Genomic DNA, 25,516 nt, shown 5'->3' on the forward strand with positions numbered 1-25,516 from the left:
TAGGTTATGAAAAAGAGTATCACGGTGCTGGTTCACTCGTCAAACTCGGTTACAAGTAAAAAACAGAATATAGCTGAAATTTTTAGTCATAGATGATATACTGAAAGCGAATACATTATTGGTGTATACCAATGAAATAGGAGGAAATTTTAATGGGAAGACTAGGTATTTCAATCTATCCAGACCGGGTGGGCGTGGAGGAAACCAAAAAATATATTAAATTAGCAAGTAAATATGGTTTTAAACGGATTTTTACATCGCTACTACAAATCAAGGGTGATCAAGAAAAGGTCGTGAACCAATTCAAAGATATGATTGAATATGGAAATTCATTAGGAATGGACACGATGGTAGATATCAATCCACGTTTGTTTGAACAGTTAGGGGTATCCTACGATAACCTCAAATTTTTCCATGATATTGGGGCATGGGCCATTCGACTGGATGAAGGATTTACGGGGATGGAAGAGGCTCGAATGACGCATAATCCTTATGATTTAAAAATCGAAGTTAATATGAGTCGTGGAACGCACTATATTGATCAAATCATGGATTACTCACCAAACCGGGATAATTTGATTGGTTCACATAATTTTTATCCTCAAAGATATACAGGATTAGGGTTAGACTATTTCAAACAAACCTCTGAACAATATCGGAAGCATAATTTAAATACCGCCGCTTTTGTTAATGCCCCTTCTGGTAATATCGGTCCTTGGCCACTCCAAGAAGAAATGGTTTCACTGGAAGAACATCGTGGACAAACCCTCTTCACACAAATTATGCATTTGAAGATGCTAGGATTGATTGATGATGTCTTAATTTCTAATGCTGGTGTTACTGAAGAAGATTTAAAAGCCGCTTCCGAAGCATTTAAAATGAGTATGCCAGCCTTTCATGTGATTCCAGCTCCTTCAATGACAGAATTAGAACATAAAATTGTTTTTGAAAGCCAACACTCATATCGTGGCGATCATTCGGATTACGTTTTACGTAGCACAATGACCCGCGTTTGGTATCGTGATGAAGATGTGCCTGCTAACAATCCTGTTCCAATTAAAAAAGGCGACGTGTTAGTAATGAATAATGAGTATGCCCAGTACAAAGCTGAAACACAAATTGCTTTGCAAGATTTAGAAAATAATGGTCGAGTTAATGTTGTGGGTCATGTTGCTAAAGAAGATGCTATGATTTTAGACAGCTTACAGCCTTGGAGTGACTTCAAGATGCTTGAATCTAAATAGAAAAAATAAGAAAGTTATGGAACAAGAGTCGGATATCAAGGTCTTGAATAATAGGGCTACCAGCTTTTAACCATAACTTTTTTATGTATAATAAAAAACAAATTCCAAATTAGGTGTTAACGGTTTTAATTTGTAGGTACAAATGTTATTATGTATTTGTGAAAGCGATTCCAATATTTTGGGAAAGTAATTTTAAGGTCATATCAATTATTTACTAATTCAGATTGTAATTGCTGATCAATAAAAATTTAGGGAGGTTTTATTTATGAGTGACAACAATAAGACTAATGCATTTGCTGAAAAGCTAATGCCAATTGCCGGAAAAGTTGCTTCATCTCGTCACTTGGTTGCTTTGCGTGATGGTTTTGCGCTAGTAATGCCACTGATCATTATTGGATCAGTATTCATGATTATTAGTCAGTTCCCAATCCCCGCATATCTAAACTTGATGTCAAGTTTGTTTGGTGCAGATTGGCAAACTACGGTTGGCTGGGCTACTAATGCTACATTTAGTGTGATCGGAATGGTAGCTGTAATCGGTATTTCGTATGAATTAGCTAAATCATATGAAGGAATCGATGCTCTTTCTGCAAGTATGGTTTCCTTAGCTTCATTTATGTTAACGATTCCATTGAATATAGATAAGGCAGGAGCAGCATGGGTACCACTAACACAATTAGGTTCAATGGGACTCTTTGAAGCTCTTCTAATCGGGTTATTCATTACTGATGCATTCGTTTGGATGATTCATAAAAATTGGCAATTTAAGATGCCAGACACAGTTCCACCTGCTGTAGGACATGCATTTTCATCATTAATTCCAGGTTTTGTTATTATTTTAGGTATGTGGTTACTTCGTTTAGGTGTTAGCTTCACGGACTTTAAGACGATTCCAAATGTTATTACAGTAATCGTTGCTCAACCTTTGAACGTCGTTGGTGGATCAATCTTCGGTGCTCTAGTTGCTGAATTCTTCGTTGTATTCCTTTGGTTATTTGGTATCCATGGTTCAAACATCGTTGGTGGAATCATGGCTCCAATTTGGTTAGGAAAGATGACTGAAAATGCTGATGCTGTTAAAGCACATAAGGCTATTCCAAACATTGCCACACAACAATTCTTTGATAACTTTGTTCACTTTGGTGGTGCCGGTGAAACATTATCACTTGCTTTGATGTTAATGTTCTTGGCTAAATCAGAAAACTTATCAGCTATTGGTAAATTAGCTGGTGTTCCAGGATTATTCAATATTAACGAACCAATTATCTTTGGTTTCCCAATTGTTTTGAACCCGGTTATTGCGATTCCATTCGTGATTGTTCCATTGATTTCAGTTATCACGACTTACTACGCAATGAAGTTCGGTTGGGTTGGTAAACCACTTGGTGTTGCTGTTCCTTGGACAACTCCACCTTTGATTTCTGGATACCTTGCAACTGGTAAGATTTCCGGTGCAGTTATTCAATTAGTTAACTTAGCAATCGGTGGAGCAATCTACTATCCATTCTTCAAGATTGCTGACCGTCAAGCACTTCAGCAAGAAGCTGAAAAACGTGCTCAAATGGCCAACAAATAAGCCGATTACTAAAAAAATAAAAATGTGGCCAATGAGTTTAGTTAAGCTCATTTCCCGCATTTTTTATTTATCCAAGAAACTGCTATGCTAAATGTAGATTGAGAAGAGATAGGGGAATTAAATATGAGTAAAAGAAAAAATAAATTAACAGCGGCGCAAAAATCAGAAAAAGCCCAAGCAGTGATTGCAGATTCAAGAAAACCCACATTGACGATTGATAATTTACCAACATGGTTACAAGGAATTGCGTTATCACGGTTTAAATGGATTCAGTGGATTGCGTTTTTACCATTGCTAATTGCCTTTATCGCTTCACCAATGCTACAAAATGAGGTGCCAGCAGCTCTAGGAAGTTCAGCTGGAATGGTGAATAAAAATGTTTTGTTTTTAGTTCCATTTTGTTGTTTAATCGTGGCCTACTTCTGCTGGATTTCCATCAGAACTCGTCGTCGAGTTGATAAAGTAAGCGAAGATGTAGAGAAATTTGCAGTAATGGAAATGGAAACCATTCTTGGTGATTTAATTGTGATTGCAATTTGTACAGTAGTAACCCTTTGGCAAGTTTTTGTCGCTTTTCATTAAAAAAGGTGTAGCTAAAAATATTGAAAATTATTACCTAAACGTAAAAGTGTTTATAATTGCTAATTTTTTGTAAGCAAGTAAAATGAATAGTGGAGGTAGATAGTTATGACAAAAAAAGTTTTGATTTTAGGTGCTCATGGAAAAATTGCTCGTTTGGCAGAAAAGGAATTTTTGGAAAAAACGGATGATAGTTTAAAGCTATTTTTACGCAAAGCTAGTCGTTTAAATCCAGTTCAACCTGATCGAGAAACCGTAATCGAAGGTGACGCAACTAACTTAGAACAATTAGTCGCAGCTATGCAGGGAGTCGATGCGGTTTACGCTAATTTAGCTGGTGGCGATATTAAACAACAGGCCCAAGCGGTGGTAAAAGCGATGGATAAGGTCGGGATTAAAAGATTAGTCTGGATTTCTACCCTTGGAATTTACGATGAGGTACCTGGTAAGTTTGGTGAATGGAATAATTCAACATTGGGGAGTTACATAACCAATTATCGGGCTGCCGCTGATGTGATTGAGGACAGTGATCTGGACTATACGATCGTTCGTCCAGCTTGGTTAACTAACAACGACGAAGTTGATTTCGAAGTTACTCAAAAGGGCGAGGTCTTCAAAGGAACTGAAGTTTCTCGGAAGAGTATCGCTCACATCGTGGTGGAACTTATTCAAAATAATACCGAGTTGAAGCATTCCATCGGTGTTAATAAGCCCAATACAGATGGTGATAAGCCGAGCTGGTATTAAACAAGAAAGTAACAAAAATGAAGATAAGTATGTGAAAAATCTTTAACCTTCTAAAAGGTGGAACTCCACATCCTTATCTTTTTTCTGTATAATCTACCGTATAGAAAAAATGTATATGAATAAAAATAAAGGTGGTATCCCAGATGACAATTGATTGGAATGCTGAAGTACAAAGTCGTAAAGACGTTATGTTAGAACGCTTAATGGAATTACTTAAGATTGATAGCTCACGTGATACAGAACATGCAACCAAAGATGCTCCACTTGGACCTGGTCCCCGTAAAGCTTTGGAAACGATGTTGGCTTTTGCCAAAGAAGATGGATTTGTAACGAAGAACATCGATAACGTTGCAGGTCATATTGAATACGGAGATGGCGAAGAAATTTTCGGAATTCTCGGTCATATGGACGAAGTGCCCGCTGGGGAAGGTTGGGAAACTAACCCATTTGAACCAGTAGAAAAAAATGGACGAATTTATGCACGTGGAATTAGTGATGATAAGGGCCCTTCAATGGCTGCTTATTTAGCATTACAAATCATTAAAGAATTGAAGTTGCCCGTTTCTAAAAAAATCCGTTTAATCTTTGGAACCGATGAAGAGAGCGAATGGGTTGGTATGAATCGTTATCTTGAAGTTGAAAAAACTCCTGATTTTGGTTTTTCTCCAGATGCTGAATTCCCAATTATTAATGGTGAAAAAGGGATTGCTTCCTTCAAAATTGAACTTCCTCAATCAGATGGACAAGGCGATTTAGTTTTGAAATCATTTACTAGTGGTATTAAAGAAAATATGATTCCACGGGATGCAACAGCAATCGCAATTGCTGATAATGTTGACGTTGAAGAACTTAAAACCGAATTTGATACATTTTTAGCTGAAAATGGATTGACGGGAGAATTTACCGTTGATGGAAATGAATTGAAATTTTTCTTGATTGGAAAATCAGCACATGCGCTAGAACCGAAAGCAGGATTGAATGCTGCTACCTTTTTAGCAACTTTCTTAAATACTAAAGTAGCCAGCAACTATTTGAAGATGATTGCCGAACAAATGCATTTAGATTCACGTGGTCATAAGTTAGGAATTAATTCGATTGATGCTAAGATGGGTGACTTAACGGTCACACCGGACTTATTTAATTACGAATTCGGTAAGACTAATCACGTTATTATTAACGTTCGTTACCCTCAATCAACGAATGCGGATGAAATTATCGAAAAGGCAACTGAGGCCCTTTCGGATTTTGAAGCAAAAGTTGAAATTCATGGACACGCCCAAGTACCACATTATGTATCCGGTGAAGACCCATTGGTTAAAACACTTCTTTCAGTTTACGAAGAACATACTGGTGAAAAGGGTGAAGAAACGGTCATTGGTGGTGGAACTTACGGTCGAATTTTAGATCGCGGTGTTGCCTTTGGGGCCCAGTTCCCAGGCCGTGAAAATGTCATGCATCAAGCTAATGAATACATGGAAATTGATGATATTATCAACGCTGCTGTTATCTACGCCCATGCAATTTATGAGTTAGCTAAATAAGGTTGACAGTCGTTTTGAATATCCGTAAAATTGTAACCAATAACGAAGCTTTGAAGTAGCATAGTAGGTTATTAAGCAAGCAAACAGAAATCTGGTGGGGATGCGAATCAGACTTGTTAATGACGCGAATTACACTATGGAGCTTTCATTTAATGAACGGATCATCTCGTTATCGATGTTGAGCGGAGTATTGATACTCAATCAAGGTGGTAACGCGGAAAAATTCGTCCCTGATCTTAATTTTTTAAGATTGGGGACGTTTTTATTTCTAATTGAAGATGGTCGATAAAATTGGAGGAATGAAAATGAATATTATTGATGAACTTACTTGGCGTGGTGCGGTTAACCAACAAACAGACGAAGAAGGCTTGAAAAAGTTAACAGACGAAAAGAAGATTGGGCTTTATGCTGGTATTGATCCAACGGGTGATAGTATGCATATTGGACACTTAATTCCTTTCATGGTTTTGAAGAGATTCCAACAAGCAGGTCATAAACCAGTTATTTTAATTGGTGGTGGGACTGGATCGATTGGTGATCCATCAGGTAAAAAATCAGAACGAGTTCTACAAACTATGGAACAAGTTCACCATAATGAAGAAGCCTTGAAGTCTCAAATGGTGAAATTTTTTGGAACCGATAATTTCCGAATGGTTAACAATTATGATTGGCTTTCTAAAATGTCCTTGTTAGACTTCTTACGTGATTACGGTAAGTTATTTAACGTTAATACGATGTTAGCTAAGGATATCGTAGCAAGTCGTTTGGAAGTTGGTATTTCATTTACAGAATTTACATACCAAATTCTACAATCAATTGACTTTTTACATCTATATAAGAATGAAGATGTTCAACTTCAAATCGGTGGAGGAGATCAATGGGGTAATATTACAGCTGGTACAGATTTAATTCACCGAATGGAAGGTCAAGAAGCAAAGGTTTATGGTTTAACTATTCCATTGTTATTGAAAGCTGACGGAACCAAGTTTGGTAAGTCCGAGGGTGGTAACGTTTGGCTAGATGCTGAAAAGACCACTCCTTATGAATTCTACCAATTCTGGTTGAATCAAGATGATCGGGATGTAGTTAAATTCTTGAAGTACTTTACATTCTTAAGTCATGAAGAAATTGAACGTTTGGCTGAAACAGTTAAAACAGCTCCAGAAAAACGAGAAGCACAACGTCGTTTGGCAGAAGAAGTTACTTCATTTGTGCACGGGGATGCAGCGGTTGAAGAAGCACAACATATTTCAGCAGCTTTATTCTCAGGTGAAGTAAAAGATTTAACTGCTAGTGAAATTGAACAAGGCTTTAAGAATATGCCAAGTGTTGATGTTGAGAATAAGAAAGAAAACATTGTACTTTGGTTAGTTGATACCACTAAGATTGAATCATCACGGCGCCAAGCTCGGGAAGACATTCAAAATGGAGCTATTCGAATTAACGGAGAAAAAGTAACAGACGTTAATGCTGAAATCGACCCTGCAAGTAACTTTGATGGTAAGTTTGTAATTGTACGTCGGGGAAAGAAGAAGTATTTCTTAGCTCGAGTAAAATAATAGTATAAAAAAGATTGAGTCAATTTTGGCTCAATCTTTTTTATTTTCAATATATATGGGCTTAAGAGCGATGAAAATAACACCCCCAAGGGATGTGAATACAGGAATAGTAGCTAGTTAGCTAGTGATTTACGATTTTTTAAAATAAATATGGCAAAAGTGTTGACGAACCTTAAAAACGAGTGTATAGTATATTTCTGTTGTCGCGAGAGATGACGTCATCAAGTTTTCAAATTTTAATTCAAATTAATTAAAATTAGTTGTTGACATTTGAATCTCCACACGATATACTAATTAAGTTGTTAAAAACGCTAACAACGTTGATATGATAACGATAGTAGACCTTTGAAAACTGAACAAAATTTTGACAATCAATAGTGTAGGGTCTTACAAATCGCAAGATTATGTAAGAAAACATTATGCGAAGTCAATTCGCAAAACAAACAATTAATGAGCTTGAAAAAGACTCATCATTTAATATGAGAGTTTGATCTTGGCTCAGGATGAACGCTGGCGGCGTGCCTAATACATGCAAGTCGAACGAACTTCCGTTAATTGATTATGACGTACTTGTACTGATTGAGATTTTAACACGAAGTGAGTGGCGAACGGGTGAGTAACACGTGGGTAACCTGCCCAGAAGTAGGGGATAACACCTGGAAACAGATGCTAATACCGTATAACAGAGAAAACCGCATGGTTTTCTTTTAAAAGATGGCTCTGCTATCACTTCTGGATGGACCCGCGGCGTATTAGCTAGTTGGTGAGGTAAAGGCTCACCAAGGCAGTGATACGTAGCCGACCTGAGAGGGTAATCGGCCACATTGGGACTGAGACACGGCCCAGACTCCTACGGGAGGCAGCAGTAGGGAATCTTCCACAATGGACGCAAGTCTGATGGAGCAACGCCGCGTGAGTGAAGAAGGGTTTCGGCTCGTAAAGCTCTGTTGTTAAAGAAGAACGTGGGTAAGAGTAACTGTTTACCCAGTGACGGTATTTAACCAGAAAGCCACGGCTAACTACGTGCCAGCAGCCGCGGTAATACGTAGGTGGCAAGCGTTATCCGGATTTATTGGGCGTAAAGCGAGCGCAGGCGGTCTTTTAAGTCTAATGTGAAAGCCTTCGGCTCAACCGAAGAAGTGCATTGGAAACTGGGAGACTTGAGTGCAGAAGAGGACAGTGGAACTCCATGTGTAGCGGTGAAATGCGTAGATATATGGAAGAACACCAGTGGCGAAGGCGGCTGTCTGGTCTGCAACTGACGCTGAGGCTCGAAAGCATGGGTAGCGAACAGGATTAGATACCCTGGTAGTCCATGCCGTAAACGATGATTACTAAGTGTTGGAGGGTTTCCGCCCTTCAGTGCTGCAGCTAACGCATTAAGTAATCCGCCTGGGGAGTACGACCGCAAGGTTGAAACTCAAAAGAATTGACGGGGGCCCGCACAAGCGGTGGAGCATGTGGTTTAATTCGAAGCTACGCGAAGAACCCTTACCAGGTCTTGACATCTTCTGACAGTCTAAGAGATTAGAGGTTCCCTTCGGGGACAGAATGACAGGTGGTGCATGGTTGTCGTCAGCTCGTGTCGTGAGATGTTGGGTTAAGTCCCGCAACGAGCGCAACCCTTATTACTAGTTGCCAGCATTAAGTTGGGCACTCTAGTGAGACTGCCGGTGACAAACCGGAGGAAGGTGGGGACGACGTCAAATCATCATGCCCCTTATGACCTGGGCTACACACGTGCTACAATGGATGGTACAACGAGTCGCGAGACCGCGAGGTTAAGCTAATCTCTTAAAACCATTCTCAGTTCGGACTGTAGGCTGCAACTCGCCTACACGAAGTCGGAATCGCTAGTAATCGCGGATCAGCATGCCGCGGTGAATACGTTCCCGGGCCTTGTACACACCGCCCGTCACACCATGAGAGTTTGTAACACCCAAAGCCGGTGGGGTAACCTTTTAGGAGCTAGCCGTCTAAGGTGGGACAGATGATTAGGGTGAAGTCGTAACAAGGTAGCCGTAGGAGAACCTGCGGCTGGATCACCTCCTTTCTAAGGAATAAACGGAAACCCACACTATGTCAAAGTTTTGTTTAGTTTTGAGAGGTTTACTCTCAATTTTGTTCTTTGAAAACTGAATAATATCTATAATTTTCTAATTTTAATTGTTAATCATAATTAAACCGAGAGAAAACCGCGTAATTTAAAGAGTTATAAAACAAGATTAGTTCAAAGATTAATCGCTAAACTCAATTAATCACTTTACCGTAGGTAAAGATAGGTTAAGTTAGGAAGGGCGCATGGTGAATGCCTTGGTACTAGGAGCCGATGAAGGACGGGACTAACACCGATATGCCTCGGGGAGCTGTAAGTAAGCTTTGATCCGGGGATTTCCGAATGGGGCAACCCAATAGTTTTAATCGACTATTATCCGCATCTGAATACATAGGATGTGTGAAGGTAAACGTGGGGAACTGAAACATCTCAGTACCCGCAGGAACAGAAAGAAAATTCGATTCCCTGAGTAGCGGCGAGCGAAACGGGAAGAGCCCAAACCAGGAAGCTTGCTTCCTGGGGTTGTAGGACTGAACATTTGAGTTACCAAAGAACTTGATAGCTGAAGAATCTGGGAAGATTCGCCAGAGAGGGTGATAGCCCCGTAAGTTAAATCAAGTTCTCTCAGTTCAGGATCCTGAGTACGGCGGAGCACGTGAAATTCCGTCGGAATCCGGGAGGACCATCTCCCAAGGCTAAATACTACCTAGTGACCGATAGTGAACCAGTACCGTGAGGGAAAGGTGAAAAGCACCCCGGAAGGGGAGTGAAATAGTTCCTGAAACCATGTGCCTACAAGAAGTCAGAGCCCGTTAATGGGTAATGGCGTGCCTTTTGTAGAATGAACCGGCGAGTTACGTTCGTATGCCAGGTTAAGTTGAAGAGACGGAGCCGAAGCGAAAGCGAGTCTGAATAGGGCGATATAAGTATGCGGATGTAGACCCGAAACCAAGTGACCTACCCATGTCCAGGTTGAAGGTGCAGTAAAATGCACTGGAGGACCGAACTCGTGTACGTTGAAAAGTGCTGAGATGAGGTGTGGGTAGCGGTGAAATTCCAAACGAACTTGGAGATAGCTGGTTCTCTCCGAAATAGCTTTAGGGCTAGCCTCGGAATTAGGATCGTGGAGGTAGAGCCACTGTTTGGACTAGGGGCCCATCAAGGGTTACCGAATTCAGATAAACTCCGAATGCCATCGATTTATGTCCGGGAGTCAGACGGTGAGTGATAAGATCCATCGTCGAAAGGGGAACAGCCCAGACCACCAGTTAAGGTCCCTAAATATATGTTAAGTGGAAAAGGATGTGGAGTTGCATAGACAACTAGGATGTTGGCTCAGAAGCAGCCACCATTTAAAGAGTGCGTAATAGCTCACTAGTCGAGTGATTCTGCGCCGAAAATGTACCGGGGCTTAAACATATTACCGAGACTGTGGATGCCACCATTAGGTGGCGTGATAGGAGAGCGTTCTAAGGGCAATGAAGGCAGACCGTGAGGACTGTTGGAGCGCTTAGAAGTGAGAATGCCGGTATGAGTAGCGAAAGATAGGTGAGAATCCTATCCACCGTATGACTAAGGTTTCCTGGGGAAGGCTCGTCCTCCCAGGGTTAGTCGGGACCTAAGCCGAGGCCGAGAGGCGTAGGCGATGGATAACAGGTTGATATTCCTGTACTAGTTAAACTTGTTTGAACAATGGAGGGACGCAGTAGGCTAAGGAAAGCACCCAGCTGGAAAAGGGTGTCCAAGCAGTAAGTCTGAAGTAGAGTCAAATGCTTTACTTCTTAAGGACAAGCTGTGATGGGGAGCGAAATTTAAGTAGCGAAGTTCCTGACGTCACACTGCCGAGAAAAGCTTCTAGTTAGAGTTTAGCTACCCGTACCGCAAACCGACACAGGTAGTCGAGGAGAGTATCCTAAGGTGAGCGAGAGAACTCTCGTTAAGGAACTCGGCAAAATGACCCCGTAACTTCGGGAGAAGGGGTGCTGATCGCAAGATCAGCCGCAGTGAAAAGGCCCAGGCGACTGTTTATCAAAAACACAGGTTTCTGCAAAATCGTAAGATGACGTATAGGGGCTGACGCCTGCCCGGTGCTGGAAGGTTAAGGGAATGAGTTAGCGTAAGCGAAGCTCTGAACTGAAGCCCCAGTAAACGGCGGCCGTAACTATAACGGTCCTAAGGTAGCGAAATTCCTTGTCGGGTAAGTTCCGACCCGCACGAAAGGCGTAACGATCTGGGCACTGTCTCAACGAGAGACTCGGTGAAATTATAATACCCGTGAAGATGCGGGTTACCCGCGACAGGACGGAAAGACCCCATGGAGCTTTACTGTAACTTGATATTGAGTGTTTGTACAGCTTGTACAGGATAGGTAGGAGCCGTAGAATCCGGAACGCTAGTTTCGGAGGAGGCAATGGTGGGATACTACCCTCGTTGTATGAACCCTCTAACCCGCGCCACTAATCGTGGCGGGAGACAGTGTCTGGTGGGCAGTTTGACTGGGGCGGTCGCCTCCTAAAGAGTAACGGAGGCGCCCAAAGGTTCCCTCAGAATGGTTGGAAATCATTCGTAGAGTGTAAAGGCAGAAGGGAGCTTGACTGCGAGACAGACAGGTCGAGCAGGGACGAAAGTCGGGCTTAGTGATCCGGTGGTACCGTATGGAAGGGCCATCGCTCAACGGATAAAAGCTACCCTGGGGATAACAGGCTTATCTCCCCCAAGAGTTCACATCGACGGGGAGGTTTGGCACCTCGATGTCGGCTCATCGCATCCTGGGGCTGTAGTCGGTCCCAAGGGTTGGGCTGTTCGCCCATTAAAGCGGTACGCGAGCTGGGTTCAGAACGTCGTGAGACAGTTCGGTCCCTATCCGTCGCGGGCGTAGGAAATTTGAGAGGCGCTGTCCTTAGTACGAGAGGACCGGGATGGACACACCGCTGGTGTACCAGTTGTTCCGCCAGGAGCATCGCTGGGTAGCTATGTGTGGATGAGATAAACGCTGAAAGCATCTAAGTGTGAAACTCACCTCGAGATTAGATTTCCCATTGCCTTCGGGCAAGTAAGACCCCTGAAAGATGATCAGGTAGATAGGCTAGAAGTGGAAGTGTAGTGATACATGGAGCGGACTAGTACTAATCGGTCGAGGACTTAACCAAGTAGAAGTGGTTGAATCTCGAAGGAAAAAATAGATATTGTTCAGTTTTGAGAGAACAAAAGTTTTCTCAAGTGATAACGTAAGTTAGCACAGAGTGTGGTGACGATAGTGAGAAGGATATACCTGTTCCCATGTCGAACACAGAAGTCAAGCTTCTTAACGCCGAGAGTAGTTGGGGGATCGCCCCCTGCGAGGGTAGGACGTTGCCATGCACATCGAAGAATCTTCCGTTGGAAGGTTCTTTTTTTGTGTCTAAAAAATTAAGCTACATGGCATATTTTGGTTTTACAGTGTAAATAAATATGATATACTATCTTAGTTGATAAATGCCACTATAGCTCAGCTAGGTAGAGCACTTCCATGGTAAGGAAGGGGTCGTCGGTTCAAGTCCGACTAGTGGCTTAAAAATAAATTTTTAATACGTAGAGGATGACCACGATTATTATCATGGTCATCCTCTTTTTTGTTTTGAAAGTTAAATTTGAACCAATTCATCTTTGATTGTGTACAGTGAATCTAGTATAATTTTTTAAAATGTGTAAAAAATACTAGGAGGAACTGTGCGAATGAATACAAAGTACCAAGTAGAAAGTATTGATAAGAAACATCGACATATGACATATTGGGATATGTTTGCAACCTGGGTTGGTGCTAATGCTAACAATGGAACCTGGTTCATCGGTGGAATTATTGCTGCTTGTGGATTCTGGGGCGGAATTAAAGCCTTAATTTTAGCTTCGAGTATTTCATACATATTCTTAATGTTAGTTGGTTATATGGGCACCAAAACTGGAGTTACAACAATGGCGTTGTCACGTGCTTCTTTTGGAATTAGAGGCAGCATTATTCCTTCGATTGTTAATTTGACACAATTTGTTGGTTGGACAGCGGTTAATACTTTTATTGCTGCGACTTCTGTATCATATATTTTGCACAGCTTCTTGGGATGGCCTGTATATGGTCAACCGGGTGGAAATCTGGGATTGATTATGGGAATTGCAGTGATGAGTATCCTACATTTAATTAGTATTGTTTCAGGACAGAAATCCATTCAAATTATTGAACGAATTGGGATTATCTTAGTTATTATCTTTGTGATTTGGGAATCAATAGTAGTTTTTAAAGATGTATCCTTTAACCAAATCGCTGCTTGGAAAGTTCCAAGCCATCTTAAAATGGGGTTTGGGACGGCCATGGACACGTTAGCCGCCTTTAATTTAGCGTGGGTGACTGCTGGCGCGGATTTTACTAGATTTACTAAGAAATCTGTTACAGCGACCACCGCACCTTTTCTAGGAGCAAACTTAGGTGTTTTCGGATTTGCATTTATTGGATTAAGTGCCACAATAAGTATTGCAATTAGTTCAGGCGTGTACGATCCTAATAATTCTGATCCAAGTACAATTGCTAATAGATTAGGGTTAGGGCTCATTGCAATGATTGTAATTATGCTGACTAGCATGACGGCCAATGCCGTCAATATTCAGGCAGCGGGTTCAGCATTAAACAATATGTTCACTAAGCTAACTTTAAAACAGTCACTACTCATTACCACGGTTATTGCAACCTTAGTAACTTTTATACCGGTTTTCTATGGTAGTTTTTTAGAAACCTTCACCGCTTTCTTGGACTATGTAGGTATGGTTCTAGGACCGATTATTAGTATTATGGTGGTTGATTATTTCCTTATTTCAAAACAGAAATATGATCCTATGGAATTGGGAAATCCAAACGGAAGATACTGGTATAAAAATGGTATCCACTGGACGGCTTTTATTTTATGGTTAGTAGGCGTAATTTTTTACAGCTTATTACAGAAATTGGACTTTGTTCAAACCTATACTGGGGCAACGTTCATTGTAATGATTATTATTGGAATTTTATATTGGCTAATTATGCAGTTTGAAAAGAGGAACAGCAATGTTAATTAAAAACGTTCATATCGAAAATGATCCTGAAGTAAAAGATGTTAGAATCGAAAATGGAATTTTTAAAGCAATTGGTAAAAATCTTGAAGCATCTGATGACGAGGTGATTGATGCCAATGGAAAATTACTTTTACCACCCTTTATTGATTCACATGTGCATTTAGATGCGACCTTAACAGCGGGAGATCCCGAATGGAATGAAACTGGAACTTTATTTGATGGAATTCGTATTTGGTCAGAACGCAAACAAACCTTAACTAAAAAAGAGACTAAAGAACGCGCTATTCAAACGTTGAAAAATCAAGCTAGCCATGGAATTCAATTCGTCCGCAGCCATGTTGATACTACCGATCCTAGTTTTACAGCTCTAGAGGCTTTATTAGAAGTAAAAGATGAAGTAAAAGATTTTATGGAATTGCAATTGGTAGCCTTTCCGCAGGAAGGTATTTTATCGTTTAAAAATGGTAAAAACCTGATTAAACAAGCGGTTGAAATGGGCGTCGATGTTATTGGAGCAATTCCGCATTTTGAATTTAATCGTGACTACGGCGTGGATTCCTTAAAGTATATTGTTGAGCTTGCTGAAAAATATGACAAACTTATCGATGTACATTGTGATGAAATTGATGATCCTAATTCACGTCACCTAGAAGTCTTAGCTACTTTAGCTTATGAAAGTGGTTTAAAAAATAAAGTCACTGCTAGCCATACTACGGCAATGGGCTCATATAACGATGCGTATGTTTATAAGTTAATGCGTCTTTTAGAGATGTCCAATATTAATATGGTATGCAACCCATTAATTAACATGCACCTGGGTGGCCGGTTTGATACGTATCCAAAACGACGCGGGTTAACCCGCGTTAAGGAACTTTTGGAAAATAACGTTAATGTTTCCTTCGGCGAAGATGATATAAAAGACCCTTGGTATCCAATGGGAGACGGAAACATGTTAGATTCGATTCATATGGGAATTCATGCAACTCAATTGATGGGATATTCGCAAATTATGAATTCTTATAATTTAACTACTAATAACGGTGCCAAAACTTTAAATGTTACAGATCATTATGGAATTGAAGTTGGAAAACCAGCTAATTGTTTAATTTTTAACACTGATAATTTTTATAATGAACTTAACGAACGGAAAGAATTATTGTATTCGATTCACAATGGAAAGATCATCGTTAAAACTGAACCAGCTGAAATAAAAACCAACTTTTAATTAAGTGGTGCCCGCTAACCAGGCTTTTTGTTAGGGACACCATTTTTTTTATGAGATAATTTAAATATTAAATAAGCGTAAAGAAGTTGAGAAGATGAGAGCATTAATACAAACTTTTGCTGAACAAAAAGGTGAGTTAGGACAGGCGCTACTTCAGCATATTGGAATTTCAGTTCTATCATTATTAATTGCGATTTTAATTGCGATGCCATTAGCAATTTGGGCTACCCATCATCGCAAAGTTGCAGAATTATTATTACAAGTCACGGGAGTTTTACAAACAATCCCTTCTTTAGCACTGCTGGGGCTATTGATTCCTTTAGTGGGGATTGGCAGTGTACCCGCCGTAATTGCATTGGTAATTTACGCTTTGTTACCAATTTTTCAAAGCACATATGTGGGAATTACAGAAATTGATCCTTCCTTAGAGGAAGCTGCGGACGCTTTTGGAATGCGTCGTTCACAAAAACTTTTCCGAGTTGAATTACCAACAGCGATGCCAGTCATTATTTCTGGAATTCGAACCGGACTAGTATTGATTATTGGAACGGCAACGCTAGCAGCTTTAATTGGAGCAGGGGGCTTGGGAAATTTCATTCTGCTCGGGATCAACCGGAATGACCCACAACTAATTTTAGTTGGGGCAATTAGTTCAGCCCTTTTAGCGATTATATTAAGTGCACTCATCAGCGTCGTTCAGCGTTTATCAATTAAGAAGATGCTTATCACCTTAGCAGTATTAGTGATCGGGGCAGCTGGGATTTCTATCACGCGATTGGTAATGCCTAAAACTGAAACCATTACGATTGCCGGAAAATTAGGAGCAGAACCGGATATTCTTATTAATATGTATAAGGATTTAATTGAGCAAGAAAGTCCACGAACTAAAGTGGTATTGAAACAAAATTTTGGTGAAACCACCTTTTTATTCAACGCTTTAAAATCAAATAAAATTGATATTTATCCTGAATTTACAGGAACGGTTTTAGAAACATTGGTGAAGAAAGCCCCTACTCAAAAAACGAGTGCGCATCAAACTTACTTAGATGCCCAACGATTATTGAAACAACAGTTCCAAATGGATTACCTGCAACCGATGAAATATCAAAATACGAATGCCCTTGTGGTTAAAAAGGATTTTGCCAAGAAAAATGATTTAAAAACAATCTCAGATTTAAAAAATATTGAAAATCAGTTAAAAGGTGGCATGACCTTAGAGTTTATTCATCGTAAAGATGGTTGGGTAGGAATTAAAAAGGCTTACGAATTAGATTTTCCAGTTCGTTCAATGCAGGCTTCCTTACGCTATTCCGCCATTAAAAACGGACAGATTAATGTTGCTGATGCTTATTCTACCGATAGTCAAATAAAGCAATTGAATTTAACGACTTTAAAAGATGATCAACATGTTTTCCCTCCATATCAAGGGGCGCCCTTAATGAAAACGAGCTTTGCCAATAAACATCCGCAAGTTGTCAAAGCACTTAATCGGTTAGCCGGTAAAATTTCAGAATCGGAAATGCAAGAAATGAATTATGAAGTTAATGTACAAAAGAAATCAGCTGATGTAGTGGCTCATCAATACTTAGTTAAAAAAGGTTTGTTGAAAGGAGACGGAAAATAGTGGCTAAAACAATGATCGAATTTCAACATGTGAAAAAGGATTTTGGAAATCATAGCGTAATTAAAGATATTAGTTTCGAAGTTCAAGAAGGTGAAATTTTTGTCCTAGTGGGAACTTCCGGTAGCGGAAAAACTACGACACTCAAGATGATTAATCAACTTTTCGTTCAAACAGAAGGCGATATCTTGTTCAATGGTAAGAAGATTAAAGATTACAATCTCCGAGAGCTGCGTCTGAATGTAGGATATGTTCTACAACAAATTGCATTGTTTCCCACGATGACCGTTGAACAAAATATTGCGTTAATTCCTGAAATGAAACACTTTAAAAAAGAGGATATAAAAAGACGGGTAGATCAACTCCTTGGTGATGTTGATCTTGATCCTGAAAAGTATCGAAATCGCCACCCCAGTGATCTTTCGGGTGGTGAACAGCAACGCATTGGGATTTTACGGGCGATTGCTTCAGAACCACCAGTCGTCCTGTTTGATGAACCTTTTAGTGCGTTAGATCCATTAGTGCGAAATCAATTACAAGATTTGGTTTTGAAGTTACATCAAAAGTTGAAGAATACGATTATATTTGTTACCCATGATATGGATGAAGCTTTAAAACTAGGAGATCGAATTGGGGTTATGAACGATGGTAAATTATTGCAAGTCGCCACCCCAAAGGAAATTGCACAGAATCCGGAAAATGCTTTTGTGGAGAATTTCTTCTCTGCTACGGTGGGTAAAAATCTATATAAGACACCTATTGAAAAAATTATTCGAACGGGCTTTGAAATTCCAGAACCGCATGAGGCAGAACCAATATCTGAAATTAATGCTAAAGATACTTTAGAAAAAGCTTTTGCAGCAATGGCTGAAGTAGAAATATTAAAAGTAGTAGATGAAGATAAATCAACGGTTAATTGGGTTGACCGAGCATCATTATTTAGGTATTTAAGTGAAACCAAACATTAAGGGAGGTAAATTAAATGAAAAAGTATGACGTTGTGATTATTGGAGCAGGACCTGGTGGATTAGGATTAGCTTATCCTTTAAAAGAAGCGGGGTTGGAAGTGGCAGTTGTTGAAGAAAATCTTTGGGGCGGAACGTGTCCTAATCGAGGATGTGACCCTAAAAAGGTTCTATTAGCAGCGATTGAAGCTAAAAAACAAAATCAATATTTGCTTGGTAATGGAATTAAAAATGAGACTCAAATTGATTGGCCTGCTTTAATGCAATTTGAAAAAACATTTACAGATCCAGTTTCTAGAAGCAGCCGTTCAGGTTTAACGGACGCTCAAATCGATGTTTATGATGGACATGCTGAATTTATTGACCACCACACCTTGAAGATCGATCAAACAACCATCACCAGTGAAAAATTTGTGATTGCAACGGGACAACGCCCTAGTCGATTAACAAATATTGAAAATCAAGAGATGATGCAGACTAGTACAGATTTCTTAAAGATGGATCATCTACCAAATGAACTGGCCTTGGTCGGTGGAGGATATATAGCATTTGAATTGGCGATGATTGCTAGTGGCGCAGGGGCTAAGGTACACATTATTCATCATAATCAACGCCCATTAAAAGCTTTTCCTAAAGCATATGTCGATGACTTAGTCGATCAACTTAAAACTCAAGGAGTTGAAGTTCACTTAGGAATTGATTTAAAGCGGGTAGAACCTAAGGATGAACGGTTTGAGTTGAGTGATGGACAAGGTTTCAAGCAAATCGTTGATCAGGTTTTTGTTACAGCTGGGAGAAAACCCAATGATGATAGTTTAAATCTAGAAAAGATTGGTGTACAAACTGATCGTGGTGGAATCGTAGTTAATGAATATTTGGAAACATCGGTTGATAATATCTATGCGATGGGGGACGTTGTTTCCAAGGCGCTTCCTAAACTGACTCCAGTATCTGGATTTGAAGCCCGTTATTTGGCTAAAAAGCTAACGAATGCAACCCAAGCAGCGATTGATTATCCAGCAATCCCTACCGTAGTATACGGAATGCCTAAATTGGCTAAGGTAGGAGTTGAATTGGATGAGGCGCAGCAACATCCAGAACAATATGAAATAAAGACAGCGGAGATGACAGAGTGGTTTACTTATCGGCGTTTACAAGATCCGTTCGCTAAAATTAGTGTTATTCATGAAAAGTCCAGTGGAAAAATTGTTGGTGCAATTACAATGAGTAGTGAAGCAGAACATCTAATTAATGATTTAACGATGATTATTAATCAAGGGGGATTAGTAGATCAAATCAACAATCAAATCTTAGCTTATCCTACGGAAGCCAGTGATTTAGGCTATATGTAGTATACTTAATTAGTGATTGTTATAATTTAGCTTTATTTTGAAAGGAACGTGGTTTAATGGAGTTCGTGGGCGTACTTGTACTAATTTTAGTACTGACCCTTTTAGCTGGTCATTTTGCTCAACGAATGGGATTTCCTGCAGTTGTAGGACAATTATTGGTCGGAATTATTTTAGGGCCTGGAATTTTAGGGATTATTCATTCAGACGAATTGATATCAGTGTTTTCAGAAATCGGGGTAATTATCCTGATGTTTCTAGCAGGACTAGAAAGTGATCTGAAAATGTTGAAAAAATACATCAAGCCGGCGCTGGTAGTTGCGATATTAGGGGTAGTTTTACCCATTGTATTAGTCGGTGGCGCGAGCCTTCTTTTTGGAGTCCATCCGATGGAAGCACTATTCATCGGGGTCATCTTTTCAGCTACTTCAGTTAGTATTTCTGTGGAAGTCTTAAAGGAATATCACACCCTAAATACTAAAGAGGGGGCCACCATTTTGGGGGCGGCTGTAGCCGATGATATTATTGGAGTTTTATTACTAGGTGTTATGATTGCGTTGACTAGTTCTAAATCGGGATCCAATTCAAACGTGGGGATGGCCATCTTTTATCAAGTGTTATTCTTCATTGGAGTATATGTGATCGGAAAATGGGTGGTTCCGATGCTTATGCGCCTTTCAGACCAACTGTTTATTACGGCTTCGCGCCCAGTGATGTCGATTATTATTTGTTTAGGTTTAGCGTGGCTGGCTGATGTAGCCGGTTTGAGCGGAGCGATCGGCGCATTTTTTGCGGGAGTAGCCGTTTCGTTAACCGATGAAGATGATGAAATCAATGAGAGCATTGAACCAATTGGTTATGCTATCTTTATTCCAGTTTTCTTCGTTAGTGTTGGTTTATCAATGAATTTTGATGGACTTCAAACTGTACTGGGACTAATTGTGGTATTAACTATTTTAGCCACTATTACCAAATTATTTGGTTGTGGATTAGGAGCTCGAATGTCGGGATTTGATTTAACTAGTAGTGGGGTAATTGGAGCTGGAATGATTTCCCGTGGCGAGATGGCGCTAATTACTTTACAAATTGGTTATGGTGAACATTTAATGAGTGAAACTTATTATTCAGCAATTGTATTAGTGATTGTTTTGGTTACCCTCATTGCACCGTTTATTTTGAAGGATGCTATTAAGAAAAATAAAGCAGCTACTCATGCTTAAAAACTAAACTTAGAATTTTCATCAAATTCTAAGTTTAGTTTTTTTATTTAGCAAATTACACAACAAGACCCGTTTAATTTGATACAATGAACATTAAATATTGATTAAATCACGAACAATTTAATTAGGGAGGTCCACTATGCACCGTATTTTAATTGCCAACCGAGGCGAAATTGCGACCCGAATTATTCGGGCAACGCATGAACTCGGAAAAACAGCTGTAGCAATTTATGCTAAAGCGGATGAATTTTCTATGCATCGTTTTAAAGCAGATGAAGCTTACCAAGTTGGTGAAGATAGTGATCCAATTGGAGCATATTTAAATATTGATGACATTATTCGTATTGCAAAAGAAAATAATATTGATGCAATTCACCCCGGCTATGGATTTTTGTCGGAAAATGCTGTATTTGCGCGAGCAGTTGAAGCAGCTGGGATTAAGTTCATTGGACCTCGACCCGAATTACTAGAAATGTTTGGTGATAAATTACAAGCTAAAAATGCAGCCATTAAGGCCGGTGTACCAACTATTCCGGGAACGGAAAAACCAGTTAAAGATGTCGATGACGCGCTAAATTTTGCAGAGCAATTTGGCTATCCTATATTTGTTAAGTCAGCGGCAGGTGGCGGTGGAAAAGGGATGCGGATTGTACATCATCAACAAGAAATGCGCGAAGCATTTAAGATGGCTCAGTCAGAAGCTTCTTCGTCTTTTGGTGACGATGAGATTTACCTAGAACGTTACTTAGTTGATCCGATCCATATTGAGGTTCAAGTAGTCGCGGATGAACACGGTGAGATGGTTCATTTGTATGAACGAAATTCATCGATTCAGCGACGCCATCAAAAAATCATTGAATTTGCTCCAGCGGTGGGAATTTCTGCCACCGTCCGTGATCAAATAAGAAAAGCTGCTTTAAAATTATTGAAGTCGGTCGATTATAGTAACGCTGCAACCATTGAGTTTTTGGTAGAAGGTAATCAATTTTACTTTATGGAAGTGAACCCACGAATTCAGGTTGAACATACAGTTACCGAAGAAGTCACGGGAATTGATATTGTGCAAACCCAAATTAAGGTTGCAGAAGGCCAAAGATTGCACGAAGAAATCGGTGTTCCTCAACAAGCCCAAATTGAAGCTGTGGGAGTGGCAATTCAAGCTCGAATTACCACTGAAGATCCAATGAATAACTTTATTCCAGATGTCGGTAGAATCCAGACGTATCGTTCACCTGGTGGAACAGGTGTGAGATTGGATGCTGGAAATGCCTTTGCTGGCGCCATTGTAACTCCGCATTATGATTCACTTCTGACCAAGGCGATTGTCCATGCGCCAACCTTTGACGAAGCCTTGGTAAAGATGGATCGGGTGCTCAATGAATTTGTAATTGCTGGGGTTAAAACTAATATCCCATTTTTAAAGAAATTAATTCATCATCCTATTTTTAGATCGGAATTAGCTCCGACAAACTTTGTGGATGAGACACCAGAACTCTTTGATTTAAAAGCTGAAACCCCGGTAGTTACTCAACTTTTGAGTTACATTGCTAATACTACCATCAATGGTTATCCAGGCTTAGAAAAGCAGAATCCAGTAGTGTTAACTCGGCCAGTCCGTCCACATTTTGAAGCACAAGTACCGCATGAAAATGCGAAACAGATCTTGGATAGTAAGGGACCTGATGCCATGATCAATTGGCTGTTAAAACAAAAGCAGGTCTTGCTAACCGATACGACCATGCGGGATGCCCACCAATCATTATTTGCTACGCGAATGCGGACCAAAGACATGGTAGAAATTGCCGATCAAGTCCAGAAAGGTCTGCCTAACCTATTTTCAGCTGAAGTTTGGGGCGGTGCGACCTTTGATGTTGCTTATCGGTTCCTAGGTGAGGATCCATGGGTAAGACTCCAACAATTGCGGGCTAAAATGCCAAATACGATGCTCCAAATGCTTTTACGTGGGTCAAATGCAGTAGGGTATCAAAATTATCCAGACAACGCCATTGACGAATTTATTCGATTGGCTGCCAAAAATGGAATTGATGTTTTCCGAATCTTTGATTCCCTTAATTGGGTTCCACAGCTTGAAGAATCTATCCAACGGGTGCGTGATAATGGAAAAGTGGCTGAAGCAGCCATGGCATATACTGGCGATATTTTAGATACTAATCGTACTAAATATAATTTGAAATATTATGTGGATTTGGCTCAAGAACTCCAAGCAGCAGGTGCTCATATTATTGGAATCAAAGATATGTCAGGAATTTTAAAACCACAAGCTGCTTATGCATTAATTTCAGAGTTAAAAAATCATCTGGATGTGCCAATTCATTTGCATACGCACGATACTACAGGCAACGGCATTTTCTTATATTCTGAAGCAATACGAGCTGGAGTTGATGTGGTCGACGTTGCCACTTCTGCGCTAGCGGGAACGACTTCTCAGCCTTCAATGCAGTCTCTTTACTATGCGTTGTCTAATAACCAGCGTCAACCAGATTTAGACATTCAAAAAGCGGAAAAACTAGATGAATATTGGGCTGGAATTCGACCATATTACGAAGGATTTGGCACCCAATTAAATGGACCACAAACTGAAATTTATCGAATTGAAATGCCTGGTGGACAGTATACCAACCTGCGCCAGCAAGCTAATGCAGTTCATTTGGGTAAGCGTTGGGATGAGATTAAGGAAATGTACGCGACCGTCAATCAAATGTTTGGCGATATTCCAAAGGTTACGCCTTCTTCTAAAGTAGTTGGCGATATGGCACTATTCATGGTCCAAAATGATTTGACGCCTGAAATGGTAATGAACGATAAGGGACAATTAAGTTTTCCCGAATCAGTGGTAAACTTTTTCCGTGGTGATTTAGGACAACCGGCGGGTGGTTTTCCAAAACAGCTCCAAAAGATGATTCTAAAAGAGCAAGCCCCATTGACAGTACGACCAGGAGCTTTAGCCGATCCAGTTGATTTTGATCAAGTTCGTAAACAGGCAACTAAGGTTTTAGGTCACCAAGCAAGTGATGAAGAAGTTATGTCGTTTATTATGTATCCAGATGTGATGACCGAATACGTTCAACGTCAAAATGAATATGGTCCAGTACCATTATTAGATACTCCAATCTTTTTCCAAGGCATGCATATTGGTCAACGCATTGATTTACAATTGGGACGCGGAAAATCGGTCATTATTGTCCTTCGAGAAATTAGTGAAGCAGATGAGGCGGGCCAAAGGTCACTTTTCTTTGATATAAATGGACAAAGTGAAGAAGTGATTGTTTATGATGTTAATGCGCAGGTAACGAAAGCAAAGAAGATTAAAGCTGATCCTACTAAAGCCGAACAGATTGGAGCTACTATGGCGGGTTCGGTCATTGAAGTTCAAGTAGAAGCGGGCCAAAAGGTCCAGCAAGGTGATAACTTAATTGTCACTGAGGCGATGAAAATGGAGACCGCGTTAAGAGCACCTTTCGACGCGACCATTAAGAAGATTTATGCTACCCCTGAAATGCAAATCGAGACGGGAGATTTATTGATTGAACTAGAAAAGGAGTAATCTGATGGAATTTTCGAAGCGGGCTAATCAAGTTAGTCCATCAGCAACATTAGCAGTTTCAACTGAGGCAAAAAAAATGCAGGCGGCCGGCATCGACGTTGTTAATTTGAGTACGGGAGAACCGGATTTTGCTACTCCTAAGGCGATTATTAAAGCGGCGATGGAAAGCATGGAATCTGGTAAAGCAAGTTATTACACACCAGTCGGAGGGCTCCCAGAACTTCGCCAAGCAGTTGCTACGCACATTAAAACCGATACAGGTTATGATGCCAAAATGGAACAAGTGGCAGTAACGGTAGGGGCTAAAATGGGGCTGTTCGAAACTTTCCAAGCTTTATTGAATGAAGGCGATGAAGTCATGATCGTTGCCCCATTCTGGGTTAGTTATGAGGAACAGGTGAAATTAGCCGGGGGTTCGGTGATTGCCATCCATCCTCAAGCTAGTGACTTGAAAACTACTCCTTCAGAATTAAGTCGTTTTAAAACAGCCAGCACAAAATTGTTAATTTTAAATACGCCTCAAAATCCCTCGGGATTGGTATATTCAGAAGAAGAAACACGGGCGATTGCACAATGGGCGGTCGATAACAACGTAATATTAGTTGCAGATGAGATTTACGGTAAATTAGTTTACAATGGGGCAAAATTCAGTTCAGTTATGAGTATGGGGAATGAAATTGTTAATAATACCATTTTAATCGATGGGGTTTCAAAAGCGTATGCAATGACTGGATGGCGAATTGGATATGTTGTAGCTGCTCCGCAAATTATTCGAAAAATATTGGCTTTACAAGGTCATATGACATCAAATCCGACAGCGGTAGCGCAGTATGCCGCTCTGGAAGCTTTGCGTGGAGACCAATATCCAGTGGAAGAAATGCGATTGGCATTTGAAAAAAGGTTGAACCAAACTTTTGATTTAATGCAAGTAATCCCTGGTTTTAGTTTTGATTATAAGCCGGAAGGGGCTTTCTATTTATTTCCGGATGTTACTGAAGCTATGAAAATTAAAGGATATGCCACATCTACGGACTTGGCGATGGCTTTACTAAAGGAAGCGCATGTAGCCGTTGTCGCCGGTGAAGCGTTTGGAATGCCGGGACATATTCGACTTTCGTATGCGACGAGCCAAACATTATTGAGTGAAGCAGTTCGTCGGATCCAAAATTTTATGAATTAATTAGAGCTATATA

Annotated in this window: 14 protein-coding genes, 1 tRNA gene, 3 rRNA genes and 1 other annotated feature; all 18 genes read left to right on the forward strand. The window is 40.2% G+C overall.

The window, feature by feature from the left end; translation table 11 throughout:
* Positions 1-152 precede the first annotated feature (152 nt).
* The 18 genes from PEPE_RS01135 (at position 153) to PEPE_RS01220 (ending at position 25,503) form a co-directional block, all read left to right on the forward strand.
* The gene (locus PEPE_RS01135) at positions 153-1,244 is read left to right on the forward strand and encodes a DUF871 domain-containing protein (RefSeq protein WP_011672944.1); all 1,092 of its coding nucleotides are present in this window, start codon (positions 153-155) and stop codon (positions 1,242-1,244) included.
* Positions 1,245-1,509: 265 nt separating this feature from the next.
* Entirely contained in the window at positions 1,510-2,820 is a 1,311-nt protein-coding gene (celB, locus tag PEPE_RS01140; protein WP_011672945.1) for a PTS cellobiose transporter subunit IIC, read from the forward strand.
* 123 nt (positions 2,821-2,943) lie between these two features.
* Entirely contained in the window at positions 2,944-3,402 is a 459-nt protein-coding gene (locus PEPE_RS01145; RefSeq protein ID WP_002834504.1) for a hypothetical protein, read from the forward strand.
* Between the two features lie 105 nt (positions 3,403-3,507).
* On the forward strand, positions 3,508-4,146 hold the full coding sequence (locus PEPE_RS01150; protein WP_002834503.1) for an SDR family oxidoreductase: 639 nt from the start codon (positions 3,508-3,510) through the stop codon (positions 4,144-4,146).
* A 143-nt stretch (positions 4,147-4,289) separates the two neighbouring features.
* Entirely contained in the window at positions 4,290-5,687 is a 1,398-nt protein-coding gene (gene pepV / locus PEPE_RS01155; RefSeq protein WP_011672946.1) for a dipeptidase PepV, read from the forward strand.
* A 41-nt stretch (positions 5,688-5,728) separates the two neighbouring features.
* Positions 5,729-5,922 (forward strand) — a binding site (T-box leader).
* A gap of 70 nt (positions 5,923-5,992) precedes the next feature.
* On the forward strand, positions 5,993-7,246 hold the full coding sequence (gene tyrS, locus PEPE_RS01160; RefSeq protein ID WP_011672947.1) for a tyrosine--tRNA ligase: 1,254 nt from the start codon (positions 5,993-5,995) through the stop codon (positions 7,244-7,246).
* A 475-nt stretch (positions 7,247-7,721) separates the two neighbouring features.
* Positions 7,722-9,299 (forward strand): 16S ribosomal RNA (locus PEPE_RS01165).
* A 228-nt stretch (positions 9,300-9,527) separates the two neighbouring features.
* Positions 9,528-12,451 (forward strand): 23S ribosomal RNA (locus tag PEPE_RS01170).
* Positions 12,452-12,545: 94 nt separating this feature from the next.
* Positions 12,546-12,662, forward strand: a 5S ribosomal RNA gene (gene rrf / locus PEPE_RS01175).
* The 16S, 23S and 5S rRNA genes sit together here with 1 tRNA gene alongside, the layout of an rRNA operon.
* A gap of 116 nt (positions 12,663-12,778) precedes the next feature.
* Positions 12,779-12,852 (forward strand) — tRNA-Thr (locus tag PEPE_RS01180).
* A 164-nt stretch (positions 12,853-13,016) separates the two neighbouring features.
* Entirely contained in the window at positions 13,017-14,381 is a 1,365-nt protein-coding gene (locus PEPE_RS01185; protein ID WP_011672948.1) for a cytosine permease, read from the forward strand.
* Positions 14,371-15,603, forward strand: a complete 1,233-nt coding sequence (gene codA, locus PEPE_RS01190) for a cytosine deaminase (RefSeq protein ID WP_011672949.1) — start codon at positions 14,371-14,373, stop codon at positions 15,601-15,603. Before PEPE_RS01185 ends, codA begins: the two co-directional genes overlap by 11 nt.
* Before the next feature lie 94 nt (positions 15,604-15,697).
* Positions 15,698-17,227: an ABC transporter permease/substrate-binding protein gene (locus PEPE_RS01195; protein ID WP_002832660.1), complete on the forward strand. Its 1,530-nt coding sequence runs from the start codon at positions 15,698-15,700 to the stop codon at positions 17,225-17,227.
* Between the two features lie 11 nt (positions 17,228-17,238).
* Complete coding sequence (locus tag PEPE_RS01200; RefSeq protein ID WP_178084812.1) at positions 17,239-18,192, forward strand: ABC transporter ATP-binding protein; 954 nt, start codon at positions 17,239-17,241, stop codon at positions 18,190-18,192.
* Between the two features lie 14 nt (positions 18,193-18,206).
* Positions 18,207-19,541, forward strand: a complete 1,335-nt coding sequence (locus PEPE_RS01205; protein ID WP_011672951.1) for a dihydrolipoyl dehydrogenase family protein — start codon at positions 18,207-18,209, stop codon at positions 19,539-19,541.
* A gap of 56 nt (positions 19,542-19,597) precedes the next feature.
* Entirely contained in the window at positions 19,598-20,758 is a 1,161-nt protein-coding gene (locus PEPE_RS01210) for a cation:proton antiporter (protein ID WP_011672952.1), read from the forward strand.
* Between the two features lie 139 nt (positions 20,759-20,897).
* Positions 20,898-24,323, forward strand: coding sequence for a pyruvate carboxylase (locus tag PEPE_RS01215; protein ID WP_011672953.1), 3,426 nt, complete (start codon positions 20,898-20,900; stop codon positions 24,321-24,323).
* Between the two features lie 4 nt (positions 24,324-24,327).
* Positions 24,328-25,503: a pyridoxal phosphate-dependent aminotransferase gene (locus tag PEPE_RS01220; RefSeq protein WP_011672954.1), complete on the forward strand. Its 1,176-nt coding sequence runs from the start codon at positions 24,328-24,330 to the stop codon at positions 25,501-25,503.
* The last annotated feature ends 13 nt before the right edge of the window (positions 25,504-25,516 follow it).

The sequence above is a fragment of the Pediococcus pentosaceus ATCC 25745 genome (assembly GCF_000014505.1).
GTDB lineage: Bacteria > Bacillota > Bacilli > Lactobacillales > Lactobacillaceae > Pediococcus > Pediococcus pentosaceus.